The organism is Pseudoalteromonas sp. CuT4-3, assembly GCF_035666335.1.
Taxonomy (GTDB): Bacteria; Pseudomonadota; Gammaproteobacteria; order Enterobacterales; family Alteromonadaceae; genus Pseudoalteromonas; species Pseudoalteromonas atlantica.
Map to the genome: position 1 here is coordinate 195,726 of NZ_CP142031.1, position 17,218 is coordinate 212,943.

Genomic DNA, 17,218 nt, shown 5'->3' on the forward strand with positions numbered 1-17,218 from the left:
TATTGATGAAATTTTCACACTTTTTTATTCAGCGACCAATTTTTGCAGCCATGCTGTCGTTGGTTATTTTAATTGCTGGTGGTATTTCACTATTTCAACTTCCTGTAAGTGAATACCCAGAAGTTGTGCCACCTACTGTTGTGGTAACAGCAAATTACCCAGGTGCTAACCCAACCGTTATTGCGCAAACTGTGGCAACGCCCCTTGAGCAAGAAATTAATGGTACTGAAAACATGCTTTATATGTTTTCGCAAGGTACCAGCGATGGCCGCATGACATTAACGGTAACCTTTGCGTTAGGTACGGATTTAGACCGTGCACAAGTACAAGTACAAAACCGTGTAAACAGTGCATTGCCACGTTTACCCGAGGAAGTTCAACGTTTAGGTGTTGTGGCCGAAAAATCATCACCCGATTTAACCATGGTGGTGCATTTATACTCGCCTGAAAACAGCCACGACACAGCGTATTTATCTAACTATGCCGACATTCATATTAAAGATGAAATTGCCCGTTTACCGGGTGTAGGCGATATTCGTTTATTTGGCGGTGGTAAGTACTCTATGCGTGTGTGGTTAAACCCAGATGCATTAGCAGCGCGTGAGCTTACTGCAACGGATGTTGTGGCCGCTTTGCGCTCGCAAAATCAGCAAGTTGCCGCGGGTAGCTTAGGTGCACAGCCAATTTCTAACGACAGCCAATTTCAAATTTTATTAAACGTAAAAGGGCGTTTAAATAGCGTTGAAGAATTTGAAAACGTTATTATTAAAGTAGGTGACGAAGGCCAGTTAACACGTTTATCTGATGTAGCACGTGTAGATTTAGGTCTAGATACGTACGCACTTCGCGCTGAAATGGATAACCAGCCAGCACTTGCAATGCCTATTTTTCAACGCCCAGGTTCAAATGCGATTGAGCTTTCAGACCAAGTACGTGAAACAATGGCGCGTTTGTCAGAAGATTTCCCAGCGGGTGTTGAGTACGACATTGTATATGACCCTACTGTGTTTGTACGTGGTTCAATTGATGCGGTAATTGCTACATTGCTAGAGGCAATAGTATTAGTTGTTATTGTTGTAATTGTATTTTTACAAACATGGCGCGCATCTATTATTCCACTGATTGCAGTACCTGTATCATTAATTGGTACGTTTGCTGTAATGCAATGGCTAGGCGTGTCTATTAATACACTTTCGCTGTTTGGCTTGGTACTGGCAATTGGTATTGTAGTTGATGATGCGATAGTTGTTGTTGAAAATGTAGAGCGAAATATAGAACAAGGGCTTTCGCCTTTAGAGGCAACACGTGTTGCTATGAGCGAAGTAACCGGGCCAATTATTGCGATAGCGCTAGTGCTGTGTGCGGTATTTATTCCTACTGCATTTATTACCGGTTTATCGGGTCAGTTTTATAAGCAATTTGCACTAACAATTACTATTTCGACTGTTATTTCGGCGTTTAACTCGTTAACCCTGTCGCCTGCGCTATCGGCATTATTATTAAAATCGCACGATGCAAAACCAGATGCATTCACGCGTTTACTTAATAAACTGTTTGGTGCGTGGTTATTTAAACCGTTTAACCGCGTGTTTGACCATGGTGCTAAAGGCTACGAAAAGCTGGTACAAAAGCTTATACGTATGAGCGTTATTGTTATGGTGGCCTATGTTGCGCTGGTGGGCGGTACAATTAAATTGTTTGATACCGTACCGGGTGGCTTTATTCCACAGCAAGATAAGCAATATTTAGTTGCGATTGCGCAACTGCCAGATGCAGCCAGTTTAGACCGCACCGAAGATGTGCTCTCGCAAATGCAAAAAATAGCATTAGAAGTACCAGGCGTTGCACACACCGTGGCGTTTCCAGGCTTATCGGTAAACGGTTTTACTAACAGCCCAAATAGCGGCATTGTATTTACGCCACTTGAGAACTTTGATAAACGCACCGACCCTAGTCAATCAGCGATGGCAATTGCCGCACAGTTAAATCAGCGTTTTGCAGCTATTGATGAAGCGTTTGTGGCTGTATTTCCGCCGCCACCAATTCAAGGCTTAGGCACAACAGGTGGCTTTAAACTGCAAATTGAAGATAGAGCAAATAAAGGCTTTGATGCACTATTTAATAGTTTGCAAACCATTATTGGTAAGGCGCAGCAAGACCCCGCGTTAATGGGCTTATATTCAAGCTTTCGCATTCAAGTACCACAAATGGATATTGATATAGACCGCGAGCAAGCGCTTATTCAAGGTATTCCTCTTGATGAAGTATTTGACGCATTGCAAATATACCTAGGCTCTGTGTATGTGAATGACTTTAATATGTTTGGTCGTACTTATCAGGTTAATGCGCAAGCTGATGCTGATTTTCGCCTTGACCCTGAGCAAATCCTTAACCTAAAAGTACGTAACAGTGCAGGAAATATGGTGCCGCTTGGCTCGGTACTTACAGTTACACCAACAATAGGACCTGACCGTGTAATGCATTACAACGGTTACCCAAGTGCAGAACTAAACGGCAGCCCAGCACCTGGTTATAGCTCTGATCAGGCACAAACTGCTATTGAAACAATATTAGCCGACAACCTGCCAACGGGTATTGAATACGAGTGGACAGAAGTAACGTACCAACAAGTACTTGCAGGTAACACCATGGTTTATGTATTCCCATTAGTTGTGTTGCTTGTATTTATGGTGCTTGCTGCGCAGTACGAAAGTTTGCGTTTGCCACTGGCCATAATATTAATTGTACCGATGACTATTTTCTCAGCACTATTAGGTGTGTGGTTTGTAGGCTCAGACAATAATATATTTACTCAAATTGCATTAATTGTACTGGTGGCACTCGCCTCTAAAAACGCCATATTAATGGTAGAATTTGCCCGCGACCAACACGGCGGTGGGTTAACGCACTTTGAGGCAATATTAGCGGCGTGTCGTATGCGTTTACGCCCAATATTAATGACCTCAATTGCCTTTACAGCTGGGGTTGTACCTTTGGTACTTGCAACCGGTGCCGGCGCCGAAATGCGCCACGCAATGGGTAACGCGGTATTTGCAGGCATGATAGGGGTAACGGTGTTTGGCTTATTATTTACACCTGTGTTTTACATGTTAGTTGTGAAAAAGCAGCAAAAAGCAAAGGGGTTATCGCATGACTAATTTTATCGCTAAACCTATCAAAACGCGCTTAACGTTAAGTGCTGTGTTAGTGGCTGCTTTTTTATCTGGTTGCGCTAGCAAAATAGATACACAAAGCGAGCAAAACGCTATTAACGATTTTGTAGCTCAAGCAAATATTGCCAGCAATGTTGCCATTGCAGATGAAACAAATTGGTGGCACAAGTTAGAGTCAAAGCAGCTAAATGCTTTGGTTAATAGCGCACTTACCAATAACTACAATTTGCAAACAAGCCAATTAACGCTCAAAAGTACCCTTGCCCGACTTGGTGAGCAAAAAGCGCAATATTTACCCCAAGGCGGGGTAAATATTGGCGCAGCACGAAGCGATGCACCGAGTGTGTTTGACCGTCAATCGAGTGCTAACATAGCGCTTGATTGGCAGTTAGATTTATTTGGCCGTATTACTGCTTTGGTTGATGCTGCAAATGCATCGGCCATGAGCCAAGCCGAGCAAGTACGTTCACTGCAAATTGAAGTGGTATCGTCTGTTGTTAAAGGGTTTGTAAGCTATCAAGGTAATGTTGAAAAACAACACATTATAGCCATGCAAATTAACGCATTAGAGCAAAGCATTGAGGTACTTCAAGCACGTGTAGATGAAGGCGTTGCCAACGAGCTTGACCTAAACCGTACAATGGCACAGCTTAGGCAGCAAGAAGCTCTAATGCCCGCTATTGAGTATGCTAAATACAGCGACTTATCAACTTTAGCTGTGCTTACAGGTAAGCTTGCGCAAGACATTGCGATAGACAATGAGCAAAACCTGCTGGAGCAAAGCTTTAGCGTTGCGCTTAAAAATGCCAATAGCGCCATTGCCCTTCGCCCTGATATAAGCCGTGCATTGTATGATTTTAGCCAAGCTAACAGCTTAAGTGTGGCGGCAAGTAAAGCCTTACTACCTGATATTAGCTTATCAGCCTTTGCAGGCGTAGTGAGCATAGACAGCACGGGCTTAAAAAATACTGATCAGCAATGGCAAGTAGCCCCCCAAGTGCAATGGTCAATATTAAGTTACCCCGCACTCCTTGCCCAGCGCGATGCACAGCAGTTTTTAAGTGAAGCTGCCTACAGCGACTATCAGCAAATAGTATTAAATGCGGTGACTCAAAGTGAACTTTCATTGCAAATGTTGGTCAATCAACAACAGCAAGAGCGTTATGCTAAACAGCGCTATGGCTTTGCAAATAAAGCATTTTTACAAGCACAGGCGATGTACGAAGAAGGCCAAATACCGTACTTAGAGTTGTTAGATGCACGCCAGGATGTTTTAATGGCACAAGAAAATGCTGTTGACACAACTATTGCTACATTGCTTGCTAAAGTGAATGCTTATCAGGCATTTAACGGCCAATGGAGCTATGCACTGAGCAGTACAAAATAGGTAGAGTTAATTGAATGAGCAATACTGAATTATCACATCAAGGCAGCCCCTTACAAACAATGCGCGCTATTGTTTTATCACAACCAGATGAGCAAATATGCTTGCAAGATGTTGAGGTTGATATACCCGAGTGCGCCGACAACGAATTGTTGGTAAAGCTTGAGTATGTAGGCCTTAATCCTGCTGATGCCTATTTTGCTAAAACGGGCTTTTGTAAGTGGCAATACCCTCATATTTTAGGCCTAGACGCCGTTGGTGTGGTAGTTAAAGCTAACAAAGGTGTGTTTCCTGGGGTTGGCGAACGAGTAATGTGGCATGCCAATATAGGTAAGCAAGGGGTACTGAGTGAATACACCACGGTGCCTAACTTTGCTGTATCGGTTGTACCCGATGGGTTGTGCCCTGCAAAGGCTGCTACGCTACCGTGCGCTGGTATGGCCGCCCTTATTAGCTTAGATAAAATTGCCATTACGGAGGGCGACCAAATCCTAATCGAAGGTGGCTCTGGTGCGGTAGGGCAGTTTGCCATTCAATATGCTAAACAACGCGGTGCCGATGTATTTACCACCGCTTCAAAGCGTAATCACAAGCTGGTAAAGCAGCTAGGTGCCGATGTGGTATTTGATTATAACGACAAAAAGTTACGCGACAAAATTCGCCGCGAGCTTGGCCCACAAGGGTTTGATGCGGTAATTGATACCATGGGCGGTGAATCAACGCTTAGAAATATTGAATTAATGCGTTTTTGCGGGCGTATCGCGTGTTTAAACTCGCTGCCTCATTTTGATCAGGATTTAATGTACCACCGAGCGCCTAATATTAGTGTGGTGTCTATTGGTGGTGCGTGGCTTGCCAATAGTTTATGTGCACAGCAACGCTTAAGTTTTATGGGTAATTTATTGCTTGAAGGCGCGCTATCGGGCGATATTAAAACACCGGCAATCACTGCGGTTGACTTTACTGCTGACTCAGTCAGTGCTGCCTTAAATAACCAAATAGCGGGGGGCTTTACAGGCAAACACGTTGTGCAAATAAGTAGTTAACGTTGCCCACCTTATTTTAAAAACGCAGCCCAAGTGGCTGCGTTTTTTTATGCCTAAAAAAGAGCTTTTTATGAGTATGGGGCTTAATTGTTGCCAAATAGAGGTATTTCAGCGCACAAGTGTAAGCCTTTTAGTTTCAACAGTTTACGTCACCGTAAAGAAAATAAATTGAAAAAACTGTTAATTAATTGAATAGAGTAATTGATCTAAACTGATTTTTATGACGTAATGTAGGTATTATTTATCTGGTCGGATGAGTTCAATCATGAGTTTACGTACAAAATTAAAAAAAGTATTACCAAGTATTTCAATCACTGAACAAGAAGCGCTAGACGCGGGTGATGTGTGGCTAGAAGGGTCTATCTATCAAGGTAAGCCAGATTTTAGCGCACTACGCGATGTGCCGGCTGCTAAGCTAAGTGCAGACGAGCAAGCATTCTTAGATGGCCCAGTACAAGAGCTACTAGGCATGATTGACGATTCAGTTATTCAAAACGGTATTCACTTACCAGATGACATATTAGAATTTTTGAAAAAAGAGCGTTTCTTCTCGCTTATCATTCCTAAATCGTTTGGCGGTTTAGAGTTTAGCCCTTATGCAAACTCGACTATTGTTGCAACCATTGCGACAAAAAGCTCTGCAGTAGCGGTAACTGTTATGGTTCCTAACTCTTTAGGCCCAGGTGAATTATTACTGCACTTTGGTACACAAGAGCAGCAAGCGCATTACTTACCGCGTTTAGCAAACGGCAGAGACATTCCATGTTTTGCATTAACAAGCCCAGAGGCGGGCTCTGATGCAGGTGGCATTCCAGATATTGGTACTGTCACCAAAGGCATGTACAACGGCGAAGAAGTACTTGGCCTTGAGATTACATGGGATAAGCGTTACATCACACTGGCACCAATTGCTACGGTACTTGGTTTAGCATTTAAAGTAGTTGATCCAGAAGGTTTACTAGGCGGCAAAGAAAACTTAGGTATTACCTGTGCGCTTATTCCTAAAGAACACCCAGGTGTAGAGCTTGGTAACCGCCATGACCCAATGGGAATTCGTTTTTATAACGGTACTACACGTGGTAACAAAGTATTTGTACCAATGGACTTTATTATTGGCGGCCAGAAAAACATCGGTCGTGGTTGGCAAATGCTGGTTAGCTGTTTAGGCGCAGGGCGTGGTATTTCATTACCTGCACTAGGTGTAAGTACATCACAAGTGGCGTTTAAATCAGCATCTGAATACGCAGCAGTGCGTGAGCAGTTTGGTTTAGCAATTGGTCAATTTGAAGGTATTCAAGAAAAACTAGCAGACATTGCAGGTAAAACATACCTTCAAGAAGCAATGCGCGTGCTGACAACTGAAGGCCTAGGCATGGGCTTAAAACCATCGGTTGTGACAGCAATAGCTAAATATCACATGACCGAGCTTGGTCGCGACGTATTAGATTCTGCAATGGATATTCAAGCGGGTAAAGCGATTCAAAATGGTCCACAAAATACCCTTGCAAGCGGTTACGTAGCACAGCCTATTGCTATTACAGTAGAAGGCGCGAACATTCTTACACGTAACCTGATGATTTTTGGTCAAGGTGTTATGCGTTGTCACCCTTATTTACAATCTATGGTTGAATCAATCCATAGTGAAGATAAAGGTGCAGATAAAGAGTTTAACGGCATTTTGCGTAAAACAATTGGTTACAGCACAGCAAATAGCTTACGTGCGTTCCGTTTAGGTGTTTTACCTTTTACTGCAAGTGCAAACTCTGCATTACCAGAAGTACGTGAATACGAAAAAGCCGTACATAAACTATCTGCAAAATTAGCAGTGTATGCCGACTTCTCGTTACTCGTACTTGGCGGTAAATTAAAGCAGGCTGAAATGCTATCAGCACGTTTAGGCGATGTAATGAGCTTTTTATACGCGGCAATGGCGTCAATTAAGTATTACGAGCAAAAAGTAGCAAGCAGCGAGCGCGAACAAGCAGCGCCGTACTTCCACTACGCGACACGTTTTGCACTGCAAAGCGCTGAAGAAGCACTGCATAAGTTTTTAGATAACTTCCCTGCAAGTGGTACTCGTAAGTTTATTCGTTTTGTAACAATGAACTACTCAACTAAAATGCCAAAAATTAGCGACGACTTAATTCGTGAATTAGCAAAACAAGCACAGCTTGATACCGCATTTAAAGCGCAAATTACGCATTTAGTTAAGCCTGTAGAAGGCGACGGTCATCACATTAACGAGCAAGCTTATAAAGCTAAAATGGCATCACTTGTTGAGCTGGCTAAAGTTAAAAAAGCGCTGCGCGCTAAAAAGATTAAACCAGGTACACGTTTTGCCATTACGCTAGATAACGCATTAGCGGCAAATGTAATTACTGCGGATGAACATGCGCAACTAATTGATTACAACAAAAAGCGTGAAAAAGCGATTCGCGTTGATGAGTTCGACTTTGACATGAACTTATTAGATGACAACGCACAACCAGTTAACCCACTTAAAAGTGTAGTTAATCAATAAAATTCAATGATGCAAAGCGCCCGCTGTATCGGCGCTTTTATTCTTGATTAAAAAATTAGTGTGGAGCCTCGTTTGTTTAAAACCAAGCGGGGCTTTTTTATGTGTTTTATAAAGTAGAGATAGATAGCGGTATTGATTTGTAAGCGAGTATGTATGTGCAGAGGTTTAAAAGAGACACTTATAATCTTGAAAAAGAGCTGATAACTCCGTTGGCACCTTGCTGTAATACATGGGTAGGATACCCACTGAATTAAAACGTTGAACAGTTTAGCGTTCGAAATAACTCATTAGCTGCGTTAAAAACTTCCCATATAGATAAACTATATAACCAAGTTTTTGCCTTGTTATTGAGCTATTTATCTATCGCTATAATTGCTCACTAATTCAATACAGCGGGTATTATTTGTGTTTTACGTACATCACTATGACCTAGTTGTGTTTGTACTGTACGTATATCAGCGCCGCTTTGCAGCAAGTGCGTAGCAAATGAGTGGCGCAAAGTATGTGGGGTAACGTGTTTATTAATATGTGCTTTTGTCGAAGATAGTTTAACTGCCTTTCTTACCCCTAAATGATCTAAGTGGTGACATCTTATTACTCCTGTTTCAGAGTCCGTACTTAATTTATGCCATGGGAACAGAAACTGCCATTGTAAAGACTTATTAGCGCTTGGGTATTTTTTACTAAGTCGATGAGGCATCCATACACCGGTGTACGTATCATTTTTTAAATCTAACTGTAAATATTCATCAACTTGAATTATTTGATTTCTTAGCATTGGTATTAATTCTTCAGCAAGTGTCACAGTACGATTTTTATTACCTTTGCCGTTCCAAATTCGAATGAAGCTATAGTCAAAGTCAATATCGTGAACTCGTAAACGCAGTACCTCCATTAATCGCATACCACTGCCATAAAGTAATCCACAGGGTAAATAGTGCTTTGCTACACAGTGTTTAAATAGCGCTGAAACTTCTGTTTGAGTAAGCACGACGGGTAGTTTTCTTGGGCGTTCACTTTTTACAAAGTCTAATCATAATGAAAGGGGGCTCTTAATTATTTCTTTATATAGGAAACTTAGCGCATTTAGTGCCTGCGCTTGTGTGCCTTGCGCTACGTTTTGCGAGTTTACTAAATGGTTCAAATACGATTCCACTTGAGTGTCTCCCATAGAGCTTGGGCGCTGCATATTATTAAAGCGGATATAGCTAGCTATCCAAAAAAGATAAGCTTCAATGGTGCTCTTTGCATACCGTTTGCTATACATATGGTCTTTAATCATGGTTAGAAAGAGAGATTTCATAAATGATATTCAACTTTTAAAAACGCACTGTATATATAGACAGTTTTTCGTGTTTTGTCCAATAACATTATTAAAAGTCGTTTTGGTGTATTTTAACAACAATAACTTTACAAAATACGTAATTACTTGTTTACATAGAAGTTGTTTAGTGGAATTATTAAGCAATGTAATATACGCCGTTTTGGGGTGTTATAAACCCCCAAAGTGGTGTTCAATAAGCTGTTATATGCTTTCCAAGAAAGTATTCTTTAAGTTTTATGGTTTGGTGCGTGGTTATTTTTTTGCGCGTCAAACTCAATGTGTTTTAACGTGTAGTGTGTGATTCTAATTTTAGCGCATACAAGCAGGTTGTGTTTTACGCTAAATTCGGTTTGGCGCAATTCACTAATAAGTGTTGCCTTTATTACCTTTTTCAAAGGTGGCAACACTATTAATTAGTTCAACCTTTCGTGTGTAGCGTAAAAATTCACGGTTAGGTTTTTATATTACGGCAACTGCCAGTTTGTGTAGCTTTTGGTATTACTACCGCTGCATATAACAAGTTGCTCAAGCGGGACAAATAACAGTTGGCCGCGCTCGTGCCTCGCACAGTATAGCCAACCATTATTTGCCCCTTAGCAAAGCGTTATATCACATCGTGGCTAGGAAATATCATGAAGATAAAAGAAGCAGAAATAAGAGAAAACATAGCAGAATATATAAAAACCCTTGATCCCAACTTAAAAGTTGTGGCGCAGGAGCATTACATAAAAATGCCGAATGGTCGAACTGCTTATGTTGATATATTAGCGAAAGATGAGTTTGGTTGTTTTACTCTAATTGAATTGAAAAAAAGTGATCAGACGGCTAGATCTGCTATTCAACAGTTAATGAAGTATGCAAACATGCTTAAAAACAAGAATAGATTAGAAGAAAGTCAAATTCGATGTGTAGTAATCTCAACCGTTTGGCGAGAACTTGAAGAAGCATTTGATGAATACTCACGGGTTTCTCAATATGAATTTACAGGCTATAGTATAGTGTATAAGCCTAATGAAGAACCTATATTTCAACAAATTGTCCCTAAATATAATAGTGGTGATCTAAGCCCTTTAAAAAACTTTATTTTCTTTGAGTTCAGTGAACAGAATGAACGTGATAAAGCATATGCTGATTTTACGTCAACATTGGAATCATTACCTTCTTGTAATAGTGTTATTATAAAAATGGACTACACGGGGGGTGATAATAATATTATCCACCCATATGGGTTCTCATGGTCTATGTTTACGACTGATACCGATAGGTTATATAACGAAATATCTTCACTGCCAGTAAGGGAGCTAAATGACAATCACTTCGATATTGAAGGTATATTGAACTTATGGCAATTGGATGGAGCTGAGTATGAATTAAGAAGTAAAATTTTGCTCGAACAAGTTAGATTGAACTATGGTGTTGGTGAATATACAGGTCTTGCATTACATAGTTTAAATAATACCTTAAGTACATGGAGCCATGGTGAGCCTTTAGGCGTTGGAGACATGTTTTCAGATGCTTTATTTGATAGTGATGATATGCTTTCGATGGCGTGTGGTTTTACAGGTGATCACCCTTACGGGTTTAACATTAAGACTACGCCATGTAGAGAGTATCAGTTTAATATGGTTAGGAAAAAGCTTAATAAATTTTTATCTGCCAACTATCGATGGTGCAACCAAGTAGACTATATATTAAATACGTTACGAACAAAGGATGTCGCGGATATTAATGTATATAATCCTTTGAATTTTTTTGGCTTAATGTATGACCTTAAAAAACACTCATCTTCTCAAAGGATTCCATATCTTATCATCACAATCGACCGCGAAAATGCCGATAAAGAAGTTTACCAAGGCTTATTGGCTTGGACAGATAAAGAGAGAAATCCTAATAGCGCTAAAGAGGCTGTAATTACAGCCTATGATAGCATCGACAGTTTAAAAGCTCGAATGATATCTCAAGAACTAAATGATTATGATGAGAAATTATCTGAATCATATGGTTTAACGTATGAAGTGGTTACAGAAAAAAATAACACTTTATATAGAATTCAGAATGATGAAAATTCAGGTTACATGGAAATTATTGACTCTATTAGTACTTTAAATGACTTTGTTAGGGATAATGACAACCTTATTGAAGAGGTTGATTACTTACTTAATAAAGATCCCAGTTCAAATGTGAAAATTACATTTTAGTGCGTGTGATATAAAAACTAATAAACCTAACACCCATCTTAAATTTTGCACTTAATAAATAAACCTGACACCCATCTTAAATTTTGCACTTAACTCAATTAGAGGCTAGCTTTTATTTAGTGCAAAAAATAGGCAGGGTGTCTTATGGCAATTGCAAGAAAGCGACAAGTAAGTTTGGTTGATACAAAATACTATCACTGTATTTCACGGTGTGTTCGTCGTGCATTTTTATGTGGCGAAGACCGTTTCACTGGTCAATCTTACGAGCATCGACGAGGATGGGTTGAAGATAAGCTGGGTGAATTAGCTAAGGTATTTTGTATTGATGTGTGCGCTTATGCCGTAATGAGCAATCACACCCATTTAGTACTGTATGTAGATGATAAAAAGGCAAATAGGCTGAATGATAAAGCGATTGTTATTCGCTGGCATAAACTCTGTAAAGGCACATTGTTAACGCAAAAATACATACAAGGCGAGAAGCTAAGTAAAGTTGAACTCATCTTTTTCAATCAAACGGTAAAACAATACCGAGAACGTTTAGCAAGTATTAGCTGGTTTATGCGCCTGTTAAATGAAGATATAGCGCGAAGAGCAAATAAAGAAGATAATTGCACAGGGAGGTTTTGGGAGGGTAGGTTCAAATCGCAAGCTTTACTTGATGAAGCCGCAATTGCAGCGTGTATGGCCTATGTAGATTTAAACCCCATTAGAGCTAAAATAGCTAACACTCCAGAAGAGTCAGACCATACCAGCGCTCAAGTACGCTTAATATGTGCAAAAGAAGGCAAGCAGCCAAAGCAACTACTTCGCTTTGCAGGCATGTCACGTCAAGTAATGCCTAAAGGGCTGCCGTTTGAGCTTAAATCCTACCTTGAACTTGTTGAGCTAACAGGGCGAGTAATGCGAGAGGATAAGCACGGGCATATAGATAATATGACCCTTCCTTTGTTAGAAAGGCTTAATATATCATCAGAAAACTGGTTAAAACTCACCACACAATTTACGCGCGTATTTCATGGTGCAGTGGGCAGGCCAGCCTCACAAAAAGGGTATTGCGAAAACTTAAACCGAAAGCGGCGAGCGAATATCAGTAACTGCGCAAAGTTATTCGCTTAGAGCCAAATCACTTTTTGAGCACTCCAACTACATAATGTAGGGATTTTTTGTGGCTGGCATTTAAGCTTTATTTAGTAATACCTCTATTTTAAAACTCAAATTATTTTTGGACAGTTAAAAAACATAAATTCATTAGTTAACTTTAACTTGCCAGATTCAAGGTCGAAGTGCACCACCTTTACTAAACTATAAGTTCAGGAGGTGTGCCATGGGTACCCAATATTCACATTTATCTAACTTTGAACGTTGTCGTTTATTTGAGTGGTATCATTACCAAAAAAAATCAATACGTGAGGTGAGCCGATTACTAAATCGCTCACATAGCACTATTAGCCGAGAGCTAAAGCGTAATAAATATGATTATTACGTACCAACTTATTACCCTCATCCAGCTCAAATGTATTATGAAGTAAGGGTAAGGGAGAGAGCTAAGCGAGTTAAGCGAGTTAAGCTTAAGTCTGTTGAAGCTCAACGCTATGTGGCAGATAAACTCAAACTTGGGTGGAGTCCTGAGATCATAGCTGGACGAATAAAATTTGATAAAACCTTACCCAGCGTATCTCACGAGGCCATTTATCAATATATATACAAGAATGAAACATCACTTATTGTATATTTAGCTAGGCAGCATAAAAAGCGTAAGAAAAAATATCCAACCCGTAAAACGAAAACAGTTTGGGGTCAAAGATGTAGTATTTTAGACAGACCAGATGACATTAATCTCAGAAAAAACGTTGGGCATTGGGAAAGTGACTCTGTTGAATCTAGCGACAGAAAATGTGCGCTGAATGTGTTACTTGAACGAGTTTCTAGAGTGTGTCACATCACTAAATTATCATCTAAAAAAGCTCTAGCGACATCGAATGCAATATGTAAAAAACTATCTATTTACCCACCAAGCTCTTGTTTATCGATAACTTATGACAATGGCTCTGAAAATACGGAGTTTAAAAAAGTAGAAGCCATTTTGAAAAATAAATCTTATTTTTGTGAGCCTTATCACAGTTGGGAAAAAGGTGCTGTAGAGCAAATAAATGGGTTAATTAGAAGGTATTATCCGAAGAAAACAAACTTTAGCAAAGTAAGCCATCAGCAATTAAAAAAGGTAGAGGAGCAACTAAATAATCGCCCTAGAAAATGTTTAGGATTTAAAACACCAAATGAAGTCTATAATGAATTAGGTGGTGCACTTCCAATTAGAATCTAGGGTAATTTACTTTGTAGAAATTAAGGTGGATGTCACTTTAAGAAAGGCTGGAATTAAAGTGGGTGTCACGCTAAAAAGAAAGAAGTTTATGAATGCTATCGTTTTATTAAAAATACCTTCTAATGTTAAACTATAAAAAACTTAATGACTTAATATAGCTATGGCATTTTACCTTCCTCTTTTACAGCCTCATTTTAAACACATTGAAATGGGCGATACGCTAACCTCGCTTTGGAGCGGGTGTGGCAGTATTGTCGAGTGCAGGCTTGATGCCGAGCCATGTGTTATCAAAGCGATTAAAATACCAAGCCACATAAATCATCCAAAAATTAAGCAAAGCGAATTTGCATTAAAGAGAAAGCAGCAGTCTTATAAAGTTGAATATAATTTTTATAGGTTATACAGCGCGTACTTACCGACAAGCGCTAAAAGTATTACCTGTATTAATGCAATTAATGATGGTGATGATTATGCGTTAGTGTTTAAAAACTTTACGCAACATGGTTTTGCTCAAGCAAGTGCGCTTGACATAAAACCAATACTTACGTGGCTAGCCCATTTTCATGCCTTTAATTTAAATAAGCCCGCAAAGGGCTTATGGCAACAAGGGAACTATTGGCATTTGAGCACACGGCCAGATGAGTTTAATAAGTTAAAACAAAGCGCTGACGAAAAGTCCGATATTAAAAATGCGGCTCATAAAATTGATAAAATACTGCAATCATCACACTACAAAACCTTGATACATGGCGATGCTAAACTTGCCAATTTTGCTGCAAATGAGCAAAGTGAAATACTCGCTTATGACTTTCAGTATGTAGGGGCTGGGGTAGGGATTTGCGATGTAATGTATTTTATGACCAGCTGCTTAAGCGACGAGCAATTACATACCTGCGCCGATGAGTATTTACATTACTATTTTAGCCAATTAAAAAATGCGCTTTTAGTGTTTCAACCGCAAATAAATGCCGATGACGTAATTGCAAAGTGGCATGCATTATGGCCATTAGCTTGGGCCGATTTTTATCGTTTTTTAGCGGGTTGGAGCCCAACTCATTTTAAAATAAATAGCTACATGATGGCGCAAGTAAATTTAACGTTATCAGATAACAACTTATAAACATAAATTAGTGCATCGCTTGCATAAATATCAAGCAAATCAATACATTTTGGCACGATCTATGAAAACTTATTTAAAATTGCAGGTCAAATGACCTTTTTTAATATAAAATACCGCCAATTCTTGTATCAGTAGGTTTTTATCATGTCAATTCACGTAATTTCACACCCTCTAGTTCAACACAAATTAGGCTTAATGCGCGCTCACGGTATAAGTACTAAAAGCTTTCGTGAATTATGCTCTGAGGTAGGTACCTTATTAACCTACGAAGCAACTAAAAACCTACAGTTAGAAGATAACGAAATTACTGGCTGGGACGGCAACAAATTAAAAGTAGAGCACATTAAAGGCAAAAAAATTACTGTTGTGCCAATTTTACGCGCGGGCCTTGGCATGATGGATGGCGTAATGTCATTACTTCCAGCGGCTAAGGTAAGTGTAGTGGGCCTTGAGCGTAACGAAGAAACGCTTGAGCCAGTACCTTACTTTGAAAAGTTAGTAGGCAATATTGATGAGCGTTTAAGCTTAGTTATAGACCCAATGCTTGCAACTGGCGGCTCTATGATTGCTACAATTGATATGCTTAAAAAAGCAGGCTGTAAAGACATTAAAGTAATTGTACTGGTTGCTGCACCTGAGGGCGTTGAAAAAACATTAGCCGCTCACCCTGATATTGAGATTTTTACTGCCTCAGTTGATAGCCATTTAAATGAAAAGGGTTACATTATCCCAGGGCTTGGCGATGCAGGTGACAAAATTTTCGGTACGGTTTACTAAGGTTTAACAGTGCAAAATAATTCTACATTTTCTATAAAAACCATTTTAACCGGCGCCCAAATGTTGTTTGTAGCATTTGGTGCGTTAGTGTTAGTGCCTTTATTAACTGGGCTTGACCCAAGTGTCGCTTTGTTTACAGCGGGTATAGGTACTTTATTATTTCAGGTAGTGACGAAAGGCAAGGTGCCTATATTTTTAGCGTCATCATTTGCGTTTATTGCGCCTATTATTGCCTCAGTACAAATGTGGGGCGTGCCAGCCACCATGGGTGGTTTAATGGCAGCGGGCTGTGCTTATATGCTGTTAGCGCTATTGGTTAAATTTAAAGGGGTGGCAACACTTCATAAAATTTTACCGCCAGTGGTCGTCGGCCCCGTTATTATGGTGATTGGTTTAGCCCTTGCACCGGTTGCGGTAAATATGGCAATGGGTAAAAGTGGCGACGGCAGTATTGAACTTATTGCTTACGATAAAGCCATTATTATTTCGCTGTTTTCTCTTGTTGTAACACTTATTTTTGCTGTGTGGGGCAAAGGTGTATATAAGCTGATCCCTATATTAGCGGGTGTTATATCGGGTTATGTTTTATCACTGGTAATTGGTGTGGTTGAATTTGGTAGCGTAAACGAAGCCAGCTGGTTGGCTGTACCAAACTTCACATGGCCCGAATTTAAGTGGCAAGCCATTCTCTTTATGGTGCCTGTTGCCATTGCACCTGCTATTGAGCATATTGGCGATATGATGGCTATTAGCCAAGTAACCAATAAAGACTTTTTAAAAAAACCAGGCTTACATCGCACCTTATTTGGTGATGGCTTAGCCACTGCCGCTGCCTCTTTATTTGGTGGTCCGCCAAACACGACTTACTCTGAAGTAACTGGCGCAGTGATGCTGACCAAAAACTTTAACCCTAAAGTAATGATGTGGACTGCCATAATTGCTGTGGTACTGGCCTTTGTGGCAAAAATGGGCGCTGGTTTACAAACAATTCCTGTACCTGTGATGGGCGGCATAATGATTTTGTTATTTGGCTCAATTGCGGTAGTGGGCTTAAATACGTTGGTTAAATCTGGGGATGACTTAACTGCACCCCGTAATTTAAGTATTGTGGCACTTATATTAGTATGCGGTATTGGCGGTATGCACATTGGGGGCAGCCAATTTAGCTTAGAAGGGGTTAGCTTGTGCGCCATTTTAGGTATTGTGCTTAACTTAGTATTGCCAAAAGCTGAACCAGAAACTGATTAATTTTGCACTGTATGTAAAATTTACGCACCAAAATAGCGCATACTAATTGCGCTATTTTTGTAAGTTACTAATAATTAAATAAAAATAATAGTGGTCTAGTA

The 17,218-nt window shown here is 40.0% G+C and carries 10 protein-coding genes and 1 pseudogene; 10 read left to right on the plus strand and 1 reads right to left on the minus strand.

Going from position 1 to position 17,218, the window contains the following annotated elements:
- The first annotated feature begins 5 nt into the window (after positions 1 to 5).
- From VOI46_RS17810 to VOI46_RS17825, 4 genes are all read left to right on the plus strand, one after another.
- Positions 6 to 3,158 (plus strand): multidrug efflux RND transporter permease subunit, encoded by a 3,153-nt coding sequence (locus VOI46_RS17810; RefSeq protein WP_324738334.1) that lies wholly within the window; start codon positions 6 to 8, stop codon positions 3,156 to 3,158.
- Positions 3,151 to 4,560 carry a TolC family protein gene (locus VOI46_RS17815; protein WP_282337938.1) on the plus strand — a complete coding sequence of 470 codons (1,410 nt, stop codon included), beginning with the start codon at positions 3,151 to 3,153 and terminating at the stop codon, positions 4,558 to 4,560. Before VOI46_RS17810 ends, VOI46_RS17815 begins: the two co-directional genes overlap by 8 nt.
- A gap of 14 nt (positions 4,561 to 4,574) precedes the next feature.
- Complete coding sequence (locus tag VOI46_RS17820) at positions 4,575 to 5,603, plus strand: zinc-binding dehydrogenase (RefSeq protein WP_282337937.1); 1,029 nt, start codon at positions 4,575 to 4,577, stop codon at positions 5,601 to 5,603.
- Positions 5,604 to 5,868: 265 nt separating this feature from the next.
- On the plus strand, positions 5,869 to 8,124 hold the full coding sequence (locus tag VOI46_RS17825; RefSeq protein ID WP_282337936.1) for an acyl-CoA dehydrogenase: 2,256 nt from the start codon (positions 5,869 to 5,871) through the stop codon (positions 8,122 to 8,124).
- 379 nt (positions 8,125 to 8,503) lie between these two features.
- On the opposite strand, the pseudogene VOI46_RS17830 reads toward VOI46_RS17825, so the two are convergent.
- Positions 8,504 to 9,427 (minus strand): annotated as a pseudogene (locus VOI46_RS17830) (integron integrase).
- 653 nt (positions 9,428 to 10,080) lie between these two features.
- On the opposite strand from VOI46_RS17830, the gene VOI46_RS17835 reads away from it, so the two are divergent.
- From VOI46_RS17835 to VOI46_RS17860, 6 genes are all read left to right on the plus strand, one after another.
- Positions 10,081 to 11,646: an endonuclease NucS domain-containing protein gene (locus VOI46_RS17835; RefSeq protein WP_282337935.1), complete on the plus strand. Its 1,566-nt coding sequence runs from the start codon at positions 10,081 to 10,083 to the stop codon at positions 11,644 to 11,646.
- A 144-nt stretch (positions 11,647 to 11,790) separates the two neighbouring features.
- Positions 11,791 to 12,765, plus strand: coding sequence for a transposase (locus VOI46_RS17840; protein WP_282338772.1), 975 nt, complete (start codon positions 11,791 to 11,793; stop codon positions 12,763 to 12,765).
- 208 nt (positions 12,766 to 12,973) lie between these two features.
- The gene (locus VOI46_RS17845) at positions 12,974 to 13,972 is read left to right on the plus strand and encodes an IS30 family transposase (protein ID WP_324738298.1); all 999 of its coding nucleotides are present in this window, start codon (positions 12,974 to 12,976) and stop codon (positions 13,970 to 13,972) included.
- A gap of 160 nt (positions 13,973 to 14,132) precedes the next feature.
- On the plus strand, positions 14,133 to 15,092 hold the full coding sequence (locus VOI46_RS17850) for an oxidoreductase family protein (protein WP_282337362.1): 960 nt from the start codon (positions 14,133 to 14,135) through the stop codon (positions 15,090 to 15,092).
- A gap of 144 nt (positions 15,093 to 15,236) precedes the next feature.
- Positions 15,237 to 15,869: a uracil phosphoribosyltransferase gene (gene upp, locus VOI46_RS17855; protein WP_004586497.1), complete on the plus strand. Its 633-nt coding sequence runs from the start codon at positions 15,237 to 15,239 to the stop codon at positions 15,867 to 15,869.
- Positions 15,870 to 15,878: 9 nt separating this feature from the next.
- The gene (locus VOI46_RS17860; RefSeq protein ID WP_282337363.1) at positions 15,879 to 17,117 is read left to right on the plus strand and encodes a uracil-xanthine permease family protein; all 1,239 of its coding nucleotides are present in this window, start codon (positions 15,879 to 15,881) and stop codon (positions 17,115 to 17,117) included.
- The last annotated feature ends 101 nt before the right edge of the window (positions 17,118 to 17,218 follow it).